The organism is Tolypothrix sp. PCC 7601, assembly GCF_025677855.1.
In the GTDB taxonomy this organism is placed as follows: domain Bacteria; phylum Cyanobacteriota; class Cyanobacteriia; order Cyanobacteriales; family Nostocaceae; genus Aulosira; species Aulosira diplosiphon.
Map to the genome: position 1 here is coordinate 6,017,403 of NZ_CP064879.1, position 20,195 is coordinate 6,037,597.

Here is a 20,195-nt window from a genome sequence, read left to right on the forward strand (position 1 = left end):
AGTTTCCCTCTGTTTTCATGAAGGTTGCAGTTTTGAAGGTGGGAGTTGCGGTTTTGATGTCGGAATTTGCGGTTTTTAGCTTGAACGTTGCACCTTTGAGGCTGAAGGTTGCGGGTTTGATGTCGGAATTTGCGGCTTTGAGCTTGAACGTTGCACCTTTGAGGCTGGAAGTTGCGGCTTTGAGCTTAAATGTTGCACCTTTGAGGCTGAAGATTGCGGCTTTTTTGTCTCACGCAAAGGCGCAAAGGCGCAAAGAAGAGGAGAGTAGGGTGTGTTGTCGCGTAGCGCAACGCACCACCCATCATCTCAAGTACTTTACCCTATACCATCACACCAGTTTTCCCCATTCCCTCTTCCCCTTTCCCCATTACCCCTTCCCCCTTCCCCTTTCCCTTTAATCTTATGGCTACCAAACAGAAATTATTAACAGATATATCCTTAAAAGGATTGGAAATTGCACCATCCCAAATACGCGGTGCAGTGCGGATTGTCCCTTTATTGCGTCGTCAGGTGCGCGGAGACTTTCGTTTAGTGCGGCGTGATTATCACGAAGACATAGCGGTGGTTTCTTTAGAAGGTAGAATCACAGAACCAGGGATGCAATATTACTCCTATATACCTCACGGCTTGGTGCTTTCTTGGAGTGATGACGGTAGCCCCATCGCCGCTTTTGGTGGACAGATGTTCAAGCCGGATGGGAAGCGTTTAAACTGTGGTTGTGCAAGTGTGCGGTTAATGCATCGCATGGCGAAGCGGGAAGCTAAGAATCAACTGCGATTGTTACCTCTGCATTTGGCTATGGAAGGTTTTCTGTCGCTGTTCTTTTCAGGGCCGGATATTGCTTGGAGCGAGTATTCTAAGTATGCTCTGTCTCATGGGCTGGGTTCACGCTATGAAATGTCCTTTAGTGGACGTTATATTGCGGGATTAGAAGATGCTTTGCGGGTATTTGAGATTCATCCGCGTCAGGTTGGGGTGTTGGTATTTGTGGCTGAGACTTTAGCATCGGCTTTTGTCGTTCCTACCCCAGAGGATTACCGAGCTTTGCACACCAGTTTACTAGAAGACTTCTACGGCGAGTTAATTTATGAATACAGCATGATGTTTGACAAGCCATTTCCGATGGATTTGTCTGTGGATGATACTAAAATTCACAACTTGGCAGATTTAAGAAATGCGATCGCGCAAATGCGATCAGATTGGGCTACTTTCCAAGGCTTCATGGCGGAAGGCTTGCTGCAACGTCCCCTAAATTCCCAGCGAGTGTATACAATGGGGCCGTTTGTACTGCAACGCTTTATCACTAGTCTGCTTCCCAAGGAAGAAAACCATATTGGCGAAGCCATTATTCGTGAAGATGGCGAACTAGAATATCTCAAAACTTACCGTCTTTCCGCCGCCCAAACCCGCCGTGTCTATTTACTCAGCCAGTTACACTTCTACAACTGGAACATAGATGCAACCGCCACAGCCTTAGGTAACACCCGCGAGGAATTTGTCACCCGCCTAGAAACCGCCGGCTTTGGTTACTTACTCAATCAACAAGTGCGAGACGCAGCTAGGAAAAAGCGGAAGAAATGAGGGTTGTCATTTGTCATTTGTCATTTGTCATTTGTCATTTGGTAATGGGTAATTGGAATCAGCAATTTCCCCCCTGCTTCCTGTTTCCCTTCCCCCTTCCCCCCTTCCCCCTTTCTCCTTTACCCCTTCCCCAGTCCCCAATCCCCAGTCCCCAATCCCCAGTCCCTCACGCACAGAAGCAAGGCGTTCATATATATCGGGTGGTAAAGCCCCAAGTAGCTGATTTTCCGGCTGCATCAGAGGTTTATTTGTGATTAACATTAGCTATCTCCTCAATTCTATTGCCTAGAGAAAATCAACCGATAAGTAATAGAAAAATTAAGAACTTTTTTCTAATGTCATTTACTAAAAAGTGTTGCATACCCCTATTACTATAGATAATACCAATTCAAATAATGTTTGCGACACATTAATATATTCCAGAGGGCGCGGCACGCCGTGCCCCTACAATCTGTTGCATTCTTTTTTCCAATTGGTATTACTCAACAAAAAACCGAACAATAATTTTGGAGGGGGTTTGGGGGACGCAACCGTCACCCAATCGGGGGTTTGGGGGAGAATCCCCCAATTCTTCTGGCTTCTTTAATCAGTGATACCAAATCAAAAAATGTTCGCGACGCATCAATATATTCTAGAGGGCACGGCGTGCCCCTATCATCTGTCGTATTCTTTTTTCAAATTGGTATAAGCTTCCCAGATTTGAGAACTTAGAGCAAGTACTAAGGACACAAAAATTTTGTATCTTTATCAATAATCAATACTTTACTTATAGTGATATTAAATAACTGAGTACAAGCTTTGTGTACTCAATCATGTATTTTAAATTGCCTTGGCGAAGACTTGGTTAATCAAGCTCAATGACAACTTTGCCAAAGTGTGAAGCACTTTTAACATAACGGTAAGCTTCCTTAGCTTGGGTAAAAGGAAAAATTCGATCAATCACTGGCTGTAATTGCGAATCTTGTATTACCTGATTCATCGCCTCAAACATTTTGCGACTACCAACATAAATACCTTGCAGTGTTATGCTCTTGAAAAGTATGGGCATAGGGTCAATCTCATTTCCTCTCCCTGAGAGTACGCCAATTAAGCTGACACGTCCCCCAACCCTAACAGCTTGTAAAGATTTAGGTAATGTACCTGCACCACCTACTTCTACTACATGATCTACACCTATGCGATCGGTGATTGCATAGACTTGCTTTTCCCAATCTGGCGTTGTTTTATAGTTGATGGTTTGATCTGCGCCTAAAACTAAAGCCTGTGCTAACTTATGATCGCTGCTGGAACTGAGGATAACTTTCGCACCAAATATTTTGGCAAACTGCAGCGCAAAAATCGATACTCCACCTGTACCTAGTAATAATACAGTATTGCCTTCCGTAATATTGCCTTTAGTAACTAGGGCGTGCCAAGCTGTAACTGCGGCACAGGGTAAAGTTGCACCTTGAGCATAAGATATATGATTAGGTAATATTACTAAGCCATCTTGGTGTAGAACCACATATTCAGACAACATTCCATCGATACCACCGCCTAAGTCAGATTTCATTTTTTCTCTAGTTAAAGCGCCAGAAATCCAGTCTTGGAAGAAGATACCCGCGACGCGATCGCCTACTTTGACTCTGGTTACTCCTTCGCCAATGGCTACCACTTCTCCCGCACCGTCAGACATGGGAACCAGAGGATATTTCACCCCCGCACCATAAGCGCCTTCAGCGACTAGCAAGTCACGGTAATTTAAGGCTGTGGCTTTGATTTTAATTAGAACTTGTCCCGCACCTGGTTGGGGTTCGGGGCGATCGGTTAACTTCAGTGCATCAATCCCCGCATTACTTTGAAGTACGTAAGCTTTCATAAAATTCCTCCTAGAAAAAAATTATAAAAAAATTCAAACTGAGAAAATTTTGCGTAACTACTGCAAAAATACCTGTATATCAATATGACTGATTTAGTAAAAGGTAATAAGAAAATTCTCACTATGAATATTTCCTATCCTAAATTGGCGCTTCCTAAATTTTCATTTGCACTATTATTAAGCGCTGTCAGCCTTCCCTTTGCATCCCAAATATTAGCTCAAATGAAACAGCGTCGCGAACAGCAACAGCAAAACTTAGAAGCACGAATTAGTGCTCTGGAATATTTGATAGAAGAAGATATTACTGGAGAGCAGACTGAAGAAGTAATTTCAGAACTTCACCAAATTTTACAAACTACCCAGAAATTGGCTAATCCGGAGTTTACTTTATCCTTACTCAATAGAATTATCAATACTTACGATATTCAAGATTGGTTGTTAGGAAGATTAATTAACAGAGTGAAACCCCACCAGAAACAACAAGCAATAAAGTTATTGATGTTAGTGGTGCGGCTCATGCAGAGCGTAAACCAGGGTTACAATTTTGAAAAAACCGTAATTTTCACCAAGATTGCTAATTATAGCCAAAGAATTGGCGAACAAAAACTAGCTTTGGAATTGTTGACAACAGCATTAAAAACTAGCCAGCTAATTCCAGGCGCAGAATTTCAAGCTAAGGCACTATTACCCATAGCGCAAGCATATCTAGCTTTCAAACAAACTACGCAAGCAGAAGAAATTTTATCAAATACGCTGCAAATTGCTCGGCAAATTGAGTCTGAAGATCCAACGGCTCAAAGTATTCCCCTAGAGGCTATTGCTCTTACCTATATTAAACTAGGTAAAATTGATATCGCCTTAGAAATTGCGGCATCAATCTCTTACCTTTACTATCGCTCTCATGTAATTTCTGAGGTAGTGCGGTATTTCATCAAAACAAATCAATTAGCAGCAGCGCTAAAACTAGCCCAAAAGCTAGAAATATCAGAGATGAAAAGCGCGAGGCTGCGAGAAATTGCCCTGATATATGTTGATGAAGGAGAACAAGAATTAGCAAATCAGGTATTTGCTACAGCAGTGACAGCCTTTACTGCTGCAGAAGAAGAAGCTAAAGGCATTTTTATTCAATCCTATGCCAAAGCTGGGCAGTTGGATGCAGCTTATTTAGCAGTTTCACAGCTACAAAATTCAGAAGTATTAGCACTAACTTTAGGCATCATCGCTATTGAATACCTAAAATTTGGCAAGAGAGAAATTGCTGAGGAAATTATGCCTCAGATTATTCCCTTAATTCAAACTGTAGAAGCTGTCGAGCCAATGGGAAGCGTGCCCAGCATCTTATCCAATGCCCTAGAAACACAACAATATCAGCTGGCTTTTGACATAATTCTAAATGCGAACCATCCCAATTTTTTAAATAAGGCAAGTTGGATTTTACAAATTGGTAATGCAGCAATTCAAGCCGGAGAAATAGAAATCACATTAAAGTTTGCTCAGAGTTTAGAACCAAGCAATATTGAGCAACGCAATCAGTTATTGCAGAAAATAGCCTTAATCTATGCCCAAAATCAACAAATAGAAAATGCCCTGGCTTTAGTCCCACAAATCAATAATTCTGGGAGCTTACCCTATCAGATTGAAACTTTAGTATTAATTGCCACTGCTAACGGTAAAACTGAGTCAAGCGAGCAACTATTTACACAGGCGATCGCAGCTGCGAGAAAATTAACACCACAATCGCAGGTTTTGGCTTTAGCTATCATTGCGCGAGAATATTTGCACATTAACAATCAACAGCTAGCAGATGCGCTGTTAGCCGAAGCAATACAGTTAGCTAAAACCGAAAAAGATGTAGTTGTACGAGAGTCTAACTTGCTGAAAATAGAAGAATTGTTGATGACAGCCAAACAATATCTTGCGGCTTTGCAAGTTATGCAAGCTCATCCCACAGAAACACAAGATAATAAATTAAATGGCTTGGCTTTATCGCTGGTTGAAACTGGCTATGAACAAATTGATGTGGTTAATAAAATTTACCAACAAATCAAAACTCCAGAAATTAAAACTACAGGCTTAATCAACATCGCAGAAACCTACATCCACGCCCAAAAAATTCGTTTAGCCTCCGAAATACTTGACTTCGCCTTTGCAGCAGCTAAAACAATTCCTGGCCCCGAATCTCGTGTTTTAGAATTCGGCTCGCTCCCAGATGGTTCACCCAGTACCATTATTGAAGATGAGCAAGATAGAGGTAGTTCTTTAGAAAAAATAGCTCTGCTCAAAGCTTTAATTGGATACTATCAACAAGCTTTAAAAATTGCTCAAGTGCTGGAAGATAAAACGACTCGTGATAAGTTGATTAAAAAACTGGCTGAGTATAAAAGGTAATTGGGGTTTGTCATTTGTCATTTGTCATTTGTCATTTGTCATTTGTCATTTGTCATTTGGTAATGGGAATTGAAAATTTCTCCTCTGCTTCCTCATCTTCCTCATCTCCCTCATCCCCAATCCCCAGTCCCCAGTCCCCAGTCCCCAGTCCCCAGTCCCTAACTCCTCACTCCTAACTCTAAAAGTTCCGTGATTGCTGATAATAATTTACCTAATTCCACTGGTTTAGCTAAGTGCATTTGAAACCCAGCAGCCAGTGCTTGTTTTTGGTTCATTTCTCCAGCAAAAGCAGTCAGTGCGATCGCAGGGATTTTTCCTCCTTTTTCTGGTGGCATAGCGCGAATTAAACGTATTAGCATATAGCCATCTATTCCTGGCATTCCAATATCACTTAAAAGTAAATCGGGTGGTGATTGGGCAATTACTTCTAAAGCTTCTCCGGCTGAATTTACTGCTGTAACTGATGCTCCCAAATTTGCCAGCATAATTGTGAGAAATTCACCTGTATCTTTGTCATCATCTACTACTAAAATGCGTAGCCCTGATAAATTACTATAATTATGTGATTTTTCGCATTTCTTAGCTATTTTTGGTTGCTCAGGCATTAATGGTAAATTAATAGTAAATGTTGCCCCTTTGCCTTCTCCAAAGCTCTCTACATCAACCATTCCACCATGCAGTTCTGTGAGATTTTTCACAATCGCTAATCCCAAACCCAAGCCCCCAAATTCTCTGGTAATTGTGCCATCACCTTGGCGGAAATATTCAAATACATGGGGTAAAAACTCTCGGCTAATGCCTTTACCATTATCTTTAACTTGAATTACAGCATTTGTATTGATTTGTTCCAGCCTTACTTCTATTTCTCCTCCTGATGGTGTAAATTTTACGGCATTAGAAAGGAGGTTCCAGACAATTTGCTGTAGACGTGCGCCATCACCAGCCACTAGCCCTATGTTTTGCTGAAAAAATGTTTTAACTTGAATATTTTTAGCTTCTAATGCTAAATGCATTGTCTCCAAAGCCGATGTAATAGTATTAACTAAATTTACTGTCTGGATATTTAACACCATTTTCCCTTGTTGAATCCGGGAAACATCTAACAAGTCTTCAATTAATTGAATTTGTAACTTAGCATTGCGCTCAATAATTTCTAGCCCTTGTAGCAGCTTTTCTCCCTGATATTTGTACATTTTAATTAATGTTGCCCAACCTAAAATCGGGTTGAGGGGAGTACGTAATTCGTGAGAAAGTACAGCTAAAAATTCATCTTTGAGCCTGTTTGCTTTTTCCGCGTCAGCGCGTGCGGTTTGTTCTCTTGTAAGTAAATGTTCGCGTTCTACTTCTGCTTGTTTGCGCCTGGTGATATTTCTAAAAAAGATGCCCAAACCATCTTCTGATGGGTAAGCATGGGCTTCAAACCACTTCTGATCAGCTTCGCAAAAAGCCTCAAAATGTACAGGTATGCCCTCATTTAAAGCTCGACGATATTCCCATTCAAATGTTGTATTTTGAGCGCCAGGCCATTGTCGCCAAAAATTTTTACCCAAGAGTTTCTCTGAGCCTAAACCAGTAATTTTGACTGCTTGTTGATTAACATAAGTAATTTGCCAATCATGATTGACAGCAATAAATGCATCAGTCATGCTTTCGAGAATATTAGCTAAACGTTGACGCAGAGAATGTTCACGCTTGAGTAATGCATCTTTATCTCGATTCGATTCTTCCAGCCGCACATTAGTTTCTACCAGTGAATCATTTAGTTGAAGGAGTTTTTCTGTAAGCGCTGCACGGGCTTGATATTCACCTAGTCTGACTCTTTCCACAGCTAACGCTATTTGACTTTTTGCCCTTTCTGTAATTGCAGTTCCTACCAATAAGCTAACAGCACACTGCACGAATAAACTCAGTTTGTGAACATGTAAAACTTCTGGTGGTACCGGAAACTGGGCCATCAATATAGCATTCGGGTAGACAATGAGATAGCAAAATAAAGTTACCAGTACACAGAAAGTAGAGATTACCATTCCACTGGTAACACCAAAGCGACTTGCTGCCCATAAAACAGGAACAAAGCTTAAAAATGAGAGTTGTTGGAACTTAAAGCTGGTTTGGTGAGTTTGAGTAACAGTGAGAATGGCGATCGCCACACACAATAAAATAATGATGCCAATTTCGAGGATGTAGCGCCGGGATTGCTGGGAGTGAAGCGCATTCAACATCGGATCTGAGGGTTCAGCATGGGTTAGCCATCCCCAAGATTGCAGGTATGGAGTTAGCACTAATAAAGCAGTAGGTGTAATAGCCATGATTCCTATAGCATTACCCAACCACCAATGAGGAATATTTTGAGCTAGGGTAGCCACCGACAGTTTTCCTACAGCTACCCAAGCGAAATTACCCACCACAGCTAAGATAGCAGAGGCGGCTATTGGTACAGTAAATGTAAAAATTGCTGCATCTTTGAGACTATTAAATTTCAGCGAACCTTGGTTAAAACGACGATAGAGTAACCAAGCAACCAAAGGTTCGATGACATCAACCAAACTAATTAGCTGTTCCCAACCATGCAAGCCCCAAAATCTTGACATCAATAAAGATGCCACCCCTGTGAGCAAGATACCATAGGGGCCGAACCAAAAAGTGAGCGCGATCGCCACACCTGATGGCGGAAACCATAAGGATATCCCTGGCTGAATTTGGTAGATGAGGGCCATTTTATGAGCCAACACTAAGGCTAATAACCCTACAAATGTCATTACAAGCCTTCTATACATAGGCTTAAGCCACAAATTTCGTGATTTTTATGAAAAAAGCGGGATAATCTAGAATCTTTAGATAAGAAGTTTTATATCTATAAAATATATATAAAAGAAAGAAAAATTTAAATCTATGGTGCTTGTTTAAAACCCCATAGCGAACAGTAGGAATTTTCCTTTCCCCTTTTATCTTGAATTTTTTACCTCTTATCTCAACCGTCGCTGTAACCATAAAGCCAGTAACGGTAAAGCCAGCCTATAACCCTGTTCTGCATTGTAGATCAAACCCTTGTGCTGTAGACCAGTTAAAGCACCTTGAAGGCTACCACCTCTTGAAAGTCCATGTTTTTGTATATATTCTTTACTTTGCGGTTTTTCTGTGGGATCTAAAGCTAAACATTCCAGCAAGTGTACCTGATTTGCTGGCAGTAGCATCAGTAAAGATTCAAAAATAATCGATAAATCTTTGAGCAATGCTTCAATAGCTTGCTGTACTTCTTCTTCAGTAATTAATCCGTCAGAACTGCACAAAGTTTGTAGGCGGCGAATTAATGCCATTGCATCGCCTATATGCCCCTGGACTGCATCGAGGAAAAGTTGTAATGCTTGAGAACGCGAATCAAATTTTAGTCCTTGAGTATGTAAAATTTCCCTCGCCCACACTGCCAAAACATCTTTAGCTAAGGGAGGTAACTGTACAGTTTCTATAGGGTAATCAGCCTCATCTGTTTGCTGGCTTGTCTCAGCAATAGTAGCAATGAGAACATAACTGACTTCAGATTGCGCCTTAATTTCTCCTCTAAATGTTGTTTCCCATAAATTATTTCTATCCCAAGAACGGATATGAGGAAAACTGTGCAAAATTAGCACTACCCGTTGCCGCAAATCCACAGCAATGATTTGTGGTAATGCTAGTAAAATTTCAAATGCTTGCCATAGCTGCTTTGGGTTGAGAGAAGGCAACAATTTGAGTTTACCTTCAGCATTACCAACAAAAAACTCATGAGCATTTTGAGCAACCCAGTCTTGGATTTTTTCAGGTTGCCAATTTTGGCTAATTGCTTCAGCTAACAATTGTATAAATCGCTGCCCATCGATAGCGCGGATACAATCTATTTCCAGCACGATCGCACCCACTTCTTGCGCTGCACCTCGTACCAAGGTACGTCTTCCACTCCCTGGTACGCCTGTAATTAGCAAATCACCATCCCGCGCCAGCACTTCTACTATTTGCTGAAATTCCGCCGAACGTCCAATTAATTGCAAAGGAGTAGACAAATCCAAAATGTACCCGCCTTCTAAGTTCCCACCTGTAACGCCCAGCATACTAAGTTGTGTTGGTAGTGGGCAAGCGTAGGGATTGGGGATTGGGGACTGGGGATTGGGGACTGGGGATTAGGGAGATGAGGGAGATGAGGGAGATGAGGGAGATGAGGGAGATGAGGGAGATGAGGGAGATGAGGGAGATGAGGGAGATGAGGGAGATGAGGGAGATGAGGGAGATGAGGGAGATGAGGGAGCAGGGGAGAATAGCCATTACTCATTACTCATTACCAAATGACAAATGACCAATGACCAATGACAAATGACAAATGACAAACAATAAATTGAAGCTAACTATGATTATTATCAAATTTCTCTAGTGTTTACATACATTTAAAACTAAATTTTCGTGCTATAAAATCTATGACACTTTAAAAAAGGAAATAGTTATGGCTCCAGCTGTATCTACCATCGCACCAGAAGATAAGCAGCTGACTGTTTGGCATGGCTTGGATATTTCGGATGCGATCGCGCGTTTGCAAAGTGATGCTGAATATGGGTTGAGTAAGGCTACAGCGCAACGGTTGTTGAATGAAGTCGGTGCAAATGAACTGGCGGCGAAGCCTGGTAAACCTTGGTGGTTAAAATTTTTGCTGCAATTTAACCAACCCTTACTAATTATTTTGTTGTGTGCGGGTTTGGTGAAGGCGGTAACTGGTAGTTTTGTCAACGCTGGGGTAAGGCGATTTGCTTTATTTTGCCTGTGAATGCTGGGGAATCAATGACAATTTTGATTAGTACATTATTAGCGAGAGACTTACCAATTTTATCCTTACAAGTTCTCTGGCTAAATATGCTCAATTCCATCACCATGACAGTAACCCTAGCCTTTGAACCCAAAGCGCAAAACGTCATGCAACAAGCACCGCGCCACCCCAACAAACCATTATTATCGGCTAGTCGGTTAAAGCGAATTTTGGTAATTTCTTTGTTTAACTGGATTGTGATATTTGGTGTATTTGAATATATCCGCCAAACCACAGGCGATTTAAATTTAGCGCGCACAATGGCAATTAAATCTTTGATTGCTGGGCGGATATTTTACCTATTGAGCATTAGCCAATTAATCCCCAATTTGATTGCTAAAATGGACGGCACCATTCAAGAGAATGTTGATATTCCTGCCATTGCCTTCGGGATTTTAGGGGCAATTATTTTGCAGATTATCTTTGCCCATGTGCCATTCATTAATTATGTATTTGAAACAGCGCCCTTAAGTTGGCAGCAGTGGTTATTCTGTTTAGGTGTCGGTTCACCGATGATTCTTTGGGCAGCAGTTGTAAATCGTTTCGATCCGCCCAATTAATAGTAGGGTGGGCATTGCCCACCTGATTTTTTATTTAATCAAAAAATGGGTTTCAAAAGGTTATTTAGTCGCATAAAATCTTGTTAGTAAATTAGTATCTTGGTAAGAAACGTTTTAGCCTGTGTGGAATTTCTCCAGGATTTCGATAACCTAAACCAAGTACCCTAATTGTGTATGGAAGATGTCCTTCTGGAGCATCAATACTAAATATCGCTTCTTCGTATTTACGCCATTCAGTGTTTACAAGATTTACCAACCAACCAACACGATGCCCAAAGAGTTTATAATCTTCGTTGGAATCTTGCCATATTTGTTTTTGCACACTAAAACCAAATCTGCCATTACTATACTTTAGCCAAAGGTTATTAATAATTCGTAAGTCATGGCGAGATAGCCTCTTAATGTCTCCATCGTCTAACCACTTTTCCTCTTCTCTATCGGAGATTCTAAGTAGATAAAGACAAGTTTCTTTATCTGCTTCTTGCCACTTGCTTTCTGCCAACAAATCTCGTAATTTACTATAGTTTATACCTGAATTAGAGGATACAAGAGTTGATTCGATTTCCAGTTGATCAACTTGCTTTTGCAAGCTTGATAATAGTTCTAAAATTTTATTTTGTGTCTCGCTTTCAGGGGGATTGTTAACTATACTAATAATTTGCGATGTTTGTTCTTTAAGGTGTGCAAATTCGTCTAAAATCAGCAAATTCAAGGTTGATTCAGGAGTTTTATCTATAATTTCTTGAATTTTATTCTGAGCATGAATAGCAACTTTTTCAGCTTCTATTGCAGTTTTTTCGGCAGATTCAAGCTTTTCTTTTGTCAGATGAAGCTCAGATTTCAATGAATATATTTCCGCTTGAAAAGACCTAACACTTGATTCCAAAGCTTTTACATTACCAGCTTTGATATTTTCTAACTCTTCTTGCAACTCTTCTTTTGCTCGTCTTAATTCTTCTATCGCCGTTTCGTAATACTCTAAAGGCGTTTTCCAGTTTGTTGGATCAGCTTGTTTCATAAACAACCTATAGTTAATTTATTTACCAGTCAAAAAGTTCTGTGATTGTTGACGCTCTAAAGCATAATTTTTAGTATGAGCATAATTTCTTTTTGTGTCTTCCCAAAACTCACAAAGTAAACCATATTTGAGCCAGTCTTCCATAGCTTGTCTTTTCAAGACTGGAGATTTTTTAACTAAAGCAGCCATTCTCGCTGCATTGAGTTGCAGTTGTCCATAAATATCTATTACTTTATCAATCGAAATGTTCTCATTTAAGTTGCTTAGTTCATAGCACTCAGTTAATTGATAAAGCTCAACATCAGACAACATAGGCCCAGGCTTCAGCCCTATTTTTAATCTCTGCCTACATTTATCAATCGGATTTGGTAAAGCATGAGCTAAATGTTTTCTTAATTCATTACGAATTAATTCTAATTTTTCATCCATATTTTCATTGATTTTATCAACCAGATAATCTATATCTTGGAATAATTTTTCTTCAACAATATTAACTTCTTTCAAAATATTTTCAGTTATTATGTCAGTTTGGCTCAATGCTCTCATTACAGTTAAAGAAATTTGATTAATTCTATTTTCTAAATAAACATCAACTTCACCAACAGTATCTCTTACATCTTGGAGAGCCGATTGACGTATATCATCAATTTCTTTGAGAGAATCCTTCACTTTGTGATCTGCATTATTTAGTAAAGACTCAATATCAGCTTTAGATTGAACTTCTAATTCCTCAACTTGTTTTATCCGTTCTTTAGATACATAGTCTAGTCTGTCAGCCAAGGGATTAAGTTTTCTATCAAATAAGTCGTTTATTTCTTTACTGCTTGATTTCACAAAATCTCGTGAGACTTTCTTTGCTGAACGCTCTAATTTTCTAACGAAACCACCAAATATCCATCCCAGCATTGTGCATCATCCTGAAGTGATTGTTTACTGGTATACAGTTTCAAAAATAACATTACAAAAAGAATGTGTCGAGTTAATAAATATCTCTAAATAATTAAGTATAATTTCGGTTGTTGTTGACAGTGAAGATTACTAAAAGTTACCTAATTATATGGCGTGATCGCCTGGATTTGATATGATGGGTCATCCGTTAACGCACTCTGTCTTAGCGATGCTCATCTATGCGTCTATCAGCAGTACTTAATATACCTCGGTTTCTGAAATTAATTATCAATTTAGTAGTCTTAGCAGCGCTGTTATTCATCTGTCAGCGAGTTTGGGCGCAAGAGTGGCTACCTGTGCGGGGTGGTATCCCTTTTGGTATCAGTGGAATCGCACTAATTCAGCAACAAAGTAATTCCCTAGATTTTCTGATTGTTCATGATAATAAAAAACCCGGACAAGGTCGTCTAGCAATTATTAATATTAAAGGTAAAAATCAACCAGAATATTTAGCTTTGAACTGGCCAAGTAAAGTATTACCAGAAGATTTAGAAGCTTTAACATCTATTCCGGGTACTAATAATACTTCATTTATCGCTCTAGCCAGTGCTGGTAAGGCTTATTATTTTAAATTAGATGTTGATAAAAAAACTATCTCAGTTATTCAAGAATTTAATTTACCAGCATTTCCAAAAGGCAGTAATTTTGAGGCTTTTTCTCTACAAGATATAGATGGTAAATTAATTGCGGTTTGGGCGCATCGGGGAGAAGCTGAACAACCTGCAACTATTTATTGGGGATTGCTGGATTTAACTAAATATCAAATTATTTTCGCAGGTTATAGCAATTTTATAGTTCCATTTCCATCTGGAAATGTTCGCCATGTTTCTGATATCAAAGTTGATTCGGCGGGAGTTGTCTTTATTAGCGCAGCCAGTGATGCTGGAGATGATGGGCCATTTCAATCGGCTGTATATGTTGCAGGTGCTTTGGGATATCGTAATAACAAATTAGTATTTAGACCAAACTCGCAACTTGTACCGCTTTATCGTACTAATTACCACAAAATTGAAGGGATAGAACTTGTCCCTGGTGCGAATGGCGGTGTAATTGTTGGTACTGATGATGAGAATTTTGGTTCTGCTGTGTATGTTGTTGGTGGAGAATAAAAACCGCCGATAAATCATCTGCGTTCATCGGCGGTTAAAATAATCCGTCTTGTAATTACGAATTACTTATACCAATTTAATCATGTGGAGTTGCACATATTTAGATCCCCCTAAATCCCCCTTAAAAAGGGGGACTTTGAGAGATTTTTTCCTGCTCCCCCCTTATTAAGGGGACTTTGAGCTATTTTTTCTGTATTCCTCTTATTAAGGGGACTTTGAGCTATTTTTTCCGGTTCCCCCCTTTTTTAAGGGGGGCTAGGGGGGATCAAATTCTATGCAGCTGCATAAAAATTGGTATTACACATTAAATCGGAACAACATCACATCGCCTTCTTTAACGATATATTCTTTACCTTCACTTCTCACTAAACCTTTTTCTTTCGCACCATTCATCGAACCAGTTGTTACTAAATCATCATAAGCAACGGTTTCGGCGCGAATAAATCCCCGTTCAAAATCGGAGTGAATTACACCTGCTGCTTGGGGTGCAGACATTCCGGCGTGAATTGTCCAAGCACGAGTTTCTTTAGGGCCGCTGGTGAAATATGTCCGTAAGCCTAACAGAGTGTAAGTAGCACGAATTAAAGATTTTAAACCGCCTTCTTCTACTCCTAAAGATGCTAAGAAATCAGCTTTATCTTCTTCAGGTAATTCTACTAGTTCAGCTTCTACTTGAGCAGAAACTATAACGACCTGGGCATTTTCTGGCGCTGCTATTTGCCGCACTTTCTCAACAAAATCATTGCCAGTTGCTAAGTCATCTTCAGAGACATTGGCGGCGTAAATAATTGGTTTATTCGTCAGCAGTCCTAGTCCTTTAATAATTTCGGCTTCTTCTTCAGTTAAACTAACTTGTCTGACTGATTTACCTTCATTTAAAGCCGCAGCTAATTTTTCTAGAACTGTGATTTCAAATTGTGCATCTTTGCTAGTCCGTGCTTGCTTGCGGGTGCGGTCAATGCGGCGTTCAATTTGTGCTAAATCTGATAAACCAAGCTCTAAATTAATGATTTCAATATCCCGTGCTGGGTCAACGGAACCAGCGACGTGAATGATATCATCATTTTCAAAACAACGCACCACATGAACAATTGCATCTACTTCCCGGATGTGAGAGAGAAATTGATTACCTAGTCCCTCACCTTGGCTTGCACCTTTTACCAAACCGGCAATATCCACAAACTCAATACGCGCTGGGATAATTTGTGCTGAACCGGATATGTTAGAGAGAACATTTAAGCGCTCATCCGGTACTGCAACAACGCCGACATTGGGTTCAATGGTGCAAAAGGGGAAGTTAGCGGCTTCGGCTTTGGCGTTAGCAACTACAGCATTAAATAAAGTAGATTTTCCGACGTTGGGTAGTCCGACAATTCCGGCTCGTAGCATTTTAGATTTTAGATTTTGGCTTACATTACCAAGGATAATTTAAACCGGTTCAGGAATTGTTTGGGGAATTGGTTCGGGAACTGTTTGCGGAATTGGCGCTGGTACAGGTTCGGGAACTGGCCCCGGTATAGGTTGGGGAATGGTTGGCCCTGGTGAAGGTTCAGGACTGGGTAAGGGATTGGGGACTGGATTGGGAATTCCGGGTTCGGGTATAGAAATAGCTTGAGGTTGAATCATGAAAAGTCTCAATTAATTTATTCGACTTTCCCAAGCTAAATGACAATATCAGGTACTGACATCTTCCAAAATAGCTAAGTCAGCGTCATCAAAAGTAATTAATACCGCTACGCAGTTTGACGCTGATGCGTTACGCTATCGCTAACGCATCCTACGTGAACTACGCGGAATTCAAAATTAATACTGTGTAAACAACGTAAAAACGGTAACTTTATCGTTTCACTGATAGTCACCGTTGTTAAATAGTCTATGTATGCAACCAGTATAAAGCTGACAAAATTAAGGAAGGGTGAGAAATAACCCACCCTAGACATTATTTACTTTGCAGTGCTTTCAGCTGGCGCACCAATTAATTTTGCAGCATTTTCTTCGCTTTCGAGAATACCAAATTCAATCAACAATTCTTCTAGTTCTTCCATTTCAATTGGTGTAGGAATTTGAAGATTCTGGTTGTTGATGATCTTCGTAGCTAATGCGCGGTATTCGTTAGATTGGTTGCTATCTGGTGCGTATTCGTTAACAGTCATCCGACGCAATTCTGCGTGTTGAACAATATTGTCGCGAGGTACGAAGTGAATCATTTGGGTGTTCAACCGTTTTGCCAAGGTTTCGATGAGTTCGTGTTCCCGGTCAGTTTTACGGCTGTTACAAATCAAACCACCTAAACGCACACCACCGGAGTGAGCATATTTCAAAATACCACGAGCAATGTTGTTAGCGGCGTACATCGCCATCATTTCACCAGAGGTAACGATGTAGATTTCTTGTGCTTTGTTTTCACGGATAGGCATAGCAAAACCACCGCAAACAACGTCGCCTAATACGTCGTAAGATACGAAGTCAACATCTTGGTAAGCACCGTTTTCTTCCAAGAAGTTAATGGCGGTAATAATACCACGACCAGCACAACCTACGCCGGGTTCTGGGCCGCCTGACTCTACGCACTTAACACCACGGAAGCCAGTCAGCATGACTTCTTCAAGTTCGAGGTCTTCTACTGCACCACGTTCAGCAGCCAAGTGAAGAACGGTGGTTTGTGCTTTAGAGTGCAACATCAAACGAGTTGAGTCTGCTTTAGGGTCGCAACCTACAATTAGGATGCGTTGTCCCATTTCTGCCATTGCTGCCAGAGTGTTTTGAGAGGTAGTAGACTTACCAATACCGCCTTTACCGTAGAAAGCTATTTGTCTGATTTTGCTATCGATAGACATGGTGGGTTTTTTCCTAGAATTAATGGGTCGATGGGAGTGAAAGGCTAACTGAGACTAAACCCTTGGTAGTTGCATATAGTTTTTGCCAAGCAACACACCAGGCAAATAATAGTAAAAGGTTGCATAGACGAAGATTTGATTTGTGTTTAAGGACGATTACAAAGATGCTCTTGCGAGTTAGCGATAGATATATTTGTGAGGATTTTCTATCAGGAAAACCTGGACATGAGCATTCTAGATTGTTGTAACTAAACCGTCATCACTGGTTCAGACATTAAGAGTTTTGAGATTAGCAATTTCAACCTTTGCAGGATTTTTGTCCTGCACCCAACCCACCAAAATTGCAGTTTACTTTTAATGTTTGTTACAAATTCTCTATGTTGCTTATGCCATAATTGCCTGATTTTATATCCTAAAATAACGAGCGATCGCTTTTTAGCATTTCTTGCAATTATTCCTAAAAAATCACTTCATGCTATTGCTACTAATGCAGGAAAATAATTCCCCAATTACAGGGTAAGTTTCTGCATTAATAACCTTTAACACTATGGTTTAGGCAGTATATTGGTGAATTTTGACAATTTAGTTAAATTCCTAAATTTATTGGAACGGTATCTACTCTGCTGGGAGTTTTAATTTTCCCAGTAAGCAAATCTGAGAACATAATTTCCCAAGTTAAGTAACCATTCTAAATTCTTTGGGATTGCCAGGATATACCTAGAGTCTTTCTCCCTAGACTCTAAGAGGAATTGGTGCTGGCTGTTTAACTAACTAGTATAGCCAAGCGTTACTTGGCTATTACCTAAGCAAGCTATGATTGACTTCAAGCCATTACTAAGGTAATTATCTTGATGTTCTGGCTATGATGAGCGTTACTAAAAAACATAACGACATTGAAGCGGACTTACCAGAGCAAAAGGACTTTATCGAGTTACCTCAATATTGTCTTGAAGTCTTTTTGCATTCTTACTTTTTGATTCCTGTTTTTAGATTAGCACGGATTTACTAATTTATTTTTCCTAAGCAAAATTATTTTTCAATTTTGAATTTATTGTTCACGTCTAACTAATTTATAGTTTATTAACCTAATTTCTATATATAAAGTATTAGGTTTAGCAATTTTTCTTAGAAAAAGGCTTTAGTATCGCGCGCGCTTGAATTGAAAGTCACATGGAAAAATAGTTATATAAAATACATTATCTATACAGAATTTATATAGTGCATTTTCGCGATATTTCACCTAAAATCAAGCCTAGAATGCAAAAACTTACATTGGTAAAATATATAACTCAGACTTTAGAGATATATTCTGTAGATTAATGGAATATCGTGTTAATGTTGAAGATGAGAATAAAATGGTACAAAAATTTTGTTTTTATTAATCGCAAGCTTTTACTCTTGGTTATTGACAAGTTTGTCTGTTACTTCATTGCGCTAGCGATTTCAATAATTAGATTAGATTGCCATAGTCATAAATCTGCTATTCCTCCAATCTGGAAGAGAAACAAATTCAAGATTATTCTTCCTGCATCCTTTAGTGTCATATATTTATGGAATCTAAAAAATACAAAATTGAATACAAGTTTCATTCCATTCACATTGAAGAGGAATCATTAAGCAGAAAAGCTTATTACTATAAAATTTTTGGGGAATTATGTCATAATGGCGGATTCGTCAATTCTATTGCTGAGGCTGAAAAGGAAGCAAAAGCAAAGATTGACGAAAAATTTCATCTCATAGAAAATAAAGCTGCATTGCACAGATATTGTGTAATGCGTGATTTTGACAGCTTTGTTGAGTTGTTAAACCAACAACAAGACATCTCCAAAGAGCTAGTTTATCAGGTGGCTTCTCAACTGGCTTTAGCTTCAACGTTAAAGTCTTTTACCAAGGAATCTATAAGTCTTGATACTAATAGCTCAGTAGATATTAATAGAGATGCAAGTGCAGAAAACTTGCAGTAGTTAATCAATTATGGTTGTGTTTGAAGATAGCCACTAAAATGCTGGCTCCATCACCTTTCCCTTTGTGAGCAGACAAGCTTCCAAAGTCCATAAGTTATTACATAGTGCAAAATCTGGCACTTTTAATTCAAATGGATGGGGTGGTGGCTGTAATAGGGAAGGTACAACTTGATTCTGGGCTTCAACTAAGCTAACTATCCAAGGAAGAAAATCTAAAATTTCTGTTGGTAAGATAGTTAACTCAAATTCCCAGAGGATATTCAGCCCTCGAGATTTTTGCCATTTTTTAGCCATCATATATTGAAGAGCGCTTTTATTAATAGCCAACCGCAGTATGAATGGGCGTAATGGGTTAAATTCGTCTGGTGCTGTATAAGCGTAGATGTTTACATAATTTAGTTGTTCTCTATTATCTATCCAAGATGCGATTGGAGAGTTACTACTATAAGATGTACTACTTATTCTCACTGGAGTTTTCATCGCAGCAGCGAACAAAGAGTAGAATTCACTTCTGAGTTCGCTAACAATGTGTTTGGCTTCTGGGTTCATATTTACTACACTTAATTATTGTGTAGATTGGATGTCTAAGAGAATTTTTAGGGATAAGGAAATTATGCTTAGTAACTCCCAAAAGGATGGGAGAACTAAAAATTACCTGCAAAACAAGCTAGAGAAGCTGAGAGACAGCACTGCTAAATTTCTCGTAAGGAGAAACTCCAACAATAGTTTCTGCTAACTCACCATTTTTGAAAATTAAAACTGCTGGAATACTGCGAAGACCAAATTTTTTTAACATTGGTTTGTTGTTATCCACATCTACCTTGACGACCTTTGCACTATCTTTGTACTCTTGTGCAAGTTGCTCCATTAATGGAGCAACTAGGCGACAAGGGCCACACCAAGTAGCAGTGAAGTCAACTACAAGAATGTTTTTTTCACTTAAAAGAGTTTCAAATTCACTTTCTTGGATATAAGCAACTAAATCAGTATCTGTAGACATTTTGGAATTCCTCAATATTAAACTAAAACTGCAAAAACATTTTTTAGCGACATTATGACCAATGAATATTTAATATTTTACCTACAAAGCGATACAAAAATTTT

General features: G+C 39.4%; 18 protein-coding genes and 1 pseudogene. 8 read left to right on the forward strand and 11 right to left on the reverse strand.

Annotated elements, in window-relative coordinates; translation table 11 throughout:
• Positions 1–17: 17 nt before the first annotated feature.
• Both HG267_RS24670 and HG267_RS24675 read left to right on the forward strand, forming a co-directional pair.
• Positions 18–398 (forward strand): hypothetical protein, encoded by a 381-nt coding sequence (locus tag HG267_RS24670; RefSeq protein ID WP_155539009.1) that lies wholly within the window; start codon positions 18–20, stop codon positions 396–398.
• A 4-nt stretch (positions 399–402) separates the two neighbouring features.
• Entirely contained in the window at positions 403–1,581 is a 1,179-nt protein-coding gene (locus HG267_RS24675; RefSeq protein WP_045868425.1) for an ARPP-2 domain-containing protein, read from the forward strand.
• Between the two features lie 27 nt (positions 1,582–1,608).
• Here the strand turns inward: HG267_RS24675 and HG267_RS24680 are convergent, their stop codons facing one another.
• Together HG267_RS24680 and HG267_RS24685 are read right to left on the reverse strand one after the other, a co-directional pair.
• On the reverse strand, positions 1,609–1,842 hold the full coding sequence (locus HG267_RS24680) for a hypothetical protein (RefSeq protein WP_263419971.1): 234 nt from the start codon (positions 1,840–1,842) through the stop codon (positions 1,609–1,611).
• A 583-nt stretch (positions 1,843–2,425) separates the two neighbouring features.
• Positions 2,426–3,439 carry a zinc-dependent alcohol dehydrogenase family protein gene (locus HG267_RS24685; protein WP_045868427.1) on the reverse strand — a complete coding sequence of 338 codons (1,014 nt, stop codon included), beginning with the start codon at positions 3,437–3,439 and terminating at the stop codon, positions 2,426–2,428.
• A gap of 84 nt (positions 3,440–3,523) precedes the next feature.
• Between HG267_RS24685 and HG267_RS24690 the strand changes: the two genes are divergently transcribed.
• Positions 3,524–5,827 carry a hypothetical protein gene (locus HG267_RS24690; RefSeq protein ID WP_045868428.1) on the forward strand — a complete coding sequence of 768 codons (2,304 nt, stop codon included), beginning with the start codon at positions 3,524–3,526 and terminating at the stop codon, positions 5,825–5,827.
• Positions 5,828–5,985: 158 nt separating this feature from the next.
• On the opposite strand, the gene HG267_RS24695 is transcribed toward HG267_RS24690, so the two are convergent.
• Both HG267_RS24695 and HG267_RS24700 read right to left on the reverse strand, forming a co-directional pair.
• Positions 5,986–8,586, reverse strand: coding sequence for an MASE1 domain-containing protein (locus HG267_RS24695; RefSeq protein WP_263419972.1), 2,601 nt, complete (start codon positions 8,584–8,586; stop codon positions 5,986–5,988).
• Between the two features lie 207 nt (positions 8,587–8,793).
• On the reverse strand, positions 8,794–9,912 hold the full coding sequence (locus HG267_RS24700; protein WP_045868431.1) for an ATP-binding protein: 1,119 nt from the start codon (positions 9,910–9,912) through the stop codon (positions 8,794–8,796).
• 41 nt (positions 9,913–9,953) lie between these two features.
• On the opposite strand from HG267_RS24700, the gene HG267_RS24705 reads away from it, so the two are divergent.
• The 3 genes and pseudogenes from HG267_RS24705 to HG267_RS24715 all read left to right on the forward strand — a co-directional run.
• A complete protein-coding gene (locus HG267_RS24705) occupies positions 9,954–10,154 on the forward strand; it encodes a hypothetical protein (RefSeq protein ID WP_155539011.1) in 201 nt (66 codons plus the stop codon).
• A gap of 144 nt (positions 10,155–10,298) precedes the next feature.
• Complete coding sequence (locus HG267_RS24710; protein ID WP_045868433.1) at positions 10,299–10,616, forward strand: cation-transporting P-type ATPase; 318 nt, start codon at positions 10,299–10,301, stop codon at positions 10,614–10,616.
• Positions 10,589–11,215 (forward strand): annotated as a pseudogene (locus tag HG267_RS24715) (cation transporting ATPase C-terminal domain-containing protein); the annotation flags it as partial. The gene HG267_RS24710 and the pseudogene HG267_RS24715, both read left to right, overlap by 28 nt.
• A gap of 91 nt (positions 11,216–11,306) precedes the next feature.
• Here the strand turns inward: HG267_RS24715 and HG267_RS24720 are convergent.
• Positions 11,307–12,233 carry a GUN4 domain-containing protein gene (locus HG267_RS24720; RefSeq protein WP_052335072.1) on the reverse strand — a complete coding sequence of 309 codons (927 nt, stop codon included), beginning with the start codon at positions 12,231–12,233 and terminating at the stop codon, positions 11,307–11,309.
• Between the two features lie 18 nt (positions 12,234–12,251).
• Positions 12,252–13,139, reverse strand: a complete 888-nt coding sequence (locus HG267_RS24725; protein ID WP_045868435.1) for a hypothetical protein — start codon at positions 13,137–13,139, stop codon at positions 12,252–12,254.
• 221 nt (positions 13,140–13,360) lie between these two features.
• On the opposite strand from HG267_RS24725, the gene HG267_RS24730 reads away from it, so the two are divergent.
• Positions 13,361–14,290: a hypothetical protein gene (locus HG267_RS24730; protein WP_045868436.1), complete on the forward strand. Its 930-nt coding sequence runs from the start codon at positions 13,361–13,363 to the stop codon at positions 14,288–14,290.
• A gap of 297 nt (positions 14,291–14,587) precedes the next feature.
• On the opposite strand, the gene ychF is transcribed toward HG267_RS24730, so the two are convergent.
• The 3 genes from ychF to nifH all read right to left on the reverse strand — a co-directional run bounded on the left by ychF (position 14,588) and on the right by nifH (position 17,127).
• Positions 14,588–15,679 carry a redox-regulated ATPase YchF gene (ychF, locus tag HG267_RS24735; RefSeq protein ID WP_045868437.1) on the reverse strand — a complete coding sequence of 364 codons (1,092 nt, stop codon included), beginning with the start codon at positions 15,677–15,679 and terminating at the stop codon, positions 14,588–14,590.
• A gap of 39 nt (positions 15,680–15,718) precedes the next feature.
• A complete protein-coding gene (locus tag HG267_RS24740; RefSeq protein ID WP_045868438.1) occupies positions 15,719–15,916 on the reverse strand; it encodes a hypothetical protein in 198 nt (65 codons plus the stop codon).
• 317 nt (positions 15,917–16,233) lie between these two features.
• Complete coding sequence (gene nifH, locus HG267_RS24745; RefSeq protein ID WP_045868439.1) at positions 16,234–17,127, reverse strand: nitrogenase iron protein; 894 nt, start codon at positions 17,125–17,127, stop codon at positions 16,234–16,236.
• Positions 17,128–18,677: 1,550 nt separating this feature from the next.
• Here nifH and HG267_RS24750 point away from each other — a divergent pair.
• Entirely contained in the window at positions 18,678–19,091 is a 414-nt protein-coding gene (locus tag HG267_RS24750; protein WP_045868440.1) for a hypothetical protein, read from the forward strand.
• Between the two features lie 33 nt (positions 19,092–19,124).
• Here the strand turns inward: HG267_RS24750 and HG267_RS24755 are convergent, their stop codons facing one another.
• Positions 19,125–19,640 carry a hypothetical protein gene (locus HG267_RS24755; protein ID WP_045868441.1) on the reverse strand — a complete coding sequence of 172 codons (516 nt, stop codon included), beginning with the start codon at positions 19,638–19,640 and terminating at the stop codon, positions 19,125–19,127.
• 118 nt (positions 19,641–19,758) lie between these two features.
• Entirely contained in the window at positions 19,759–20,091 is a 333-nt protein-coding gene (gene trxA / locus HG267_RS24760; RefSeq protein WP_045868442.1) for a thioredoxin, read from the reverse strand.
• Positions 20,092–20,195 lie beyond the last annotated feature (104 nt).

What these genes read in the sequence shown, in the direction of transcription:
- HG267_RS24750 (WP_045868440.1), top strand. Translation starts at nt 18,678, where the DNA reads ATGGAATCTAAAAAATACAAAATTGAATACAAGTTTCATTCCATTCAC.
- trxA (WP_045868442.1), bottom strand. Translation starts at nt 20,091, where the DNA reads ATGTCTACAGATACTGATTTAGTTGCTTATATCCAAGAAAGTGAATTT.
- HG267_RS24740 (WP_045868438.1), bottom strand. Translation starts at nt 15,916, where the DNA reads ATGATTCAACCTCAAGCTATTTCTATACCCGAACCCGGAATTCCCAAT.
- HG267_RS24700 (WP_045868431.1), bottom strand. Translation starts at nt 9,912, where the DNA reads ATGCTGGGCGTTACAGGTGGGAACTTAGAAGGCGGGTACATTTTGGAT.
- HG267_RS24675 (WP_045868425.1), top strand. Translation starts at nt 403, where the DNA reads ATGGCTACCAAACAGAAATTATTAACAGATATATCCTTAAAAGGATTG.
- HG267_RS24695 (WP_263419972.1), bottom strand. Translation starts at nt 8,586, where the DNA reads ATGACATTTGTAGGGTTATTAGCCTTAGTGTTGGCTCATAAAATGGCC.
- HG267_RS24690 (WP_045868428.1), top strand. Translation starts at nt 3,524, where the DNA reads ATGACTGATTTAGTAAAAGGTAATAAGAAAATTCTCACTATGAATATT.
- HG267_RS24755 (WP_045868441.1), bottom strand. Translation starts at nt 19,640, where the DNA reads ATGAACCCAGAAGCCAAACACATTGTTAGCGAACTCAGAAGTGAATTC.
- HG267_RS24680 (WP_263419971.1), bottom strand. Translation starts at nt 1,842, where the DNA reads ATGTTAATCACAAATAAACCTCTGATGCAGCCGGAAAATCAGCTACTT.
- ychF (WP_045868437.1), bottom strand. Translation starts at nt 15,679, where the DNA reads ATGCTACGAGCCGGAATTGTCGGACTACCCAACGTCGGAAAATCTACT.
- HG267_RS24725 (WP_045868435.1), bottom strand. Translation starts at nt 13,139, where the DNA reads ATGCTGGGATGGATATTTGGTGGTTTCGTTAGAAAATTAGAGCGTTCA.
- HG267_RS24710 (WP_045868433.1), top strand. Translation starts at nt 10,299, where the DNA reads ATGGCTCCAGCTGTATCTACCATCGCACCAGAAGATAAGCAGCTGACT.
- HG267_RS24685 (WP_045868427.1), bottom strand. Translation starts at nt 3,439, where the DNA reads ATGAAAGCTTACGTACTTCAAAGTAATGCGGGGATTGATGCACTGAAG.
- HG267_RS24670 (WP_155539009.1), top strand. Translation starts at nt 18, where the DNA reads ATGAAGGTTGCAGTTTTGAAGGTGGGAGTTGCGGTTTTGATGTCGGAA.
- HG267_RS24720 (WP_052335072.1), bottom strand. Translation starts at nt 12,233, where the DNA reads ATGAAACAAGCTGATCCAACAAACTGGAAAACGCCTTTAGAGTATTAC.
- HG267_RS24730 (WP_045868436.1), top strand. Translation starts at nt 13,361, where the DNA reads ATGCGTCTATCAGCAGTACTTAATATACCTCGGTTTCTGAAATTAATT.
- nifH (WP_045868439.1), bottom strand. Translation starts at nt 17,127, where the DNA reads ATGTCTATCGATAGCAAAATCAGACAAATAGCTTTCTACGGTAAAGGC.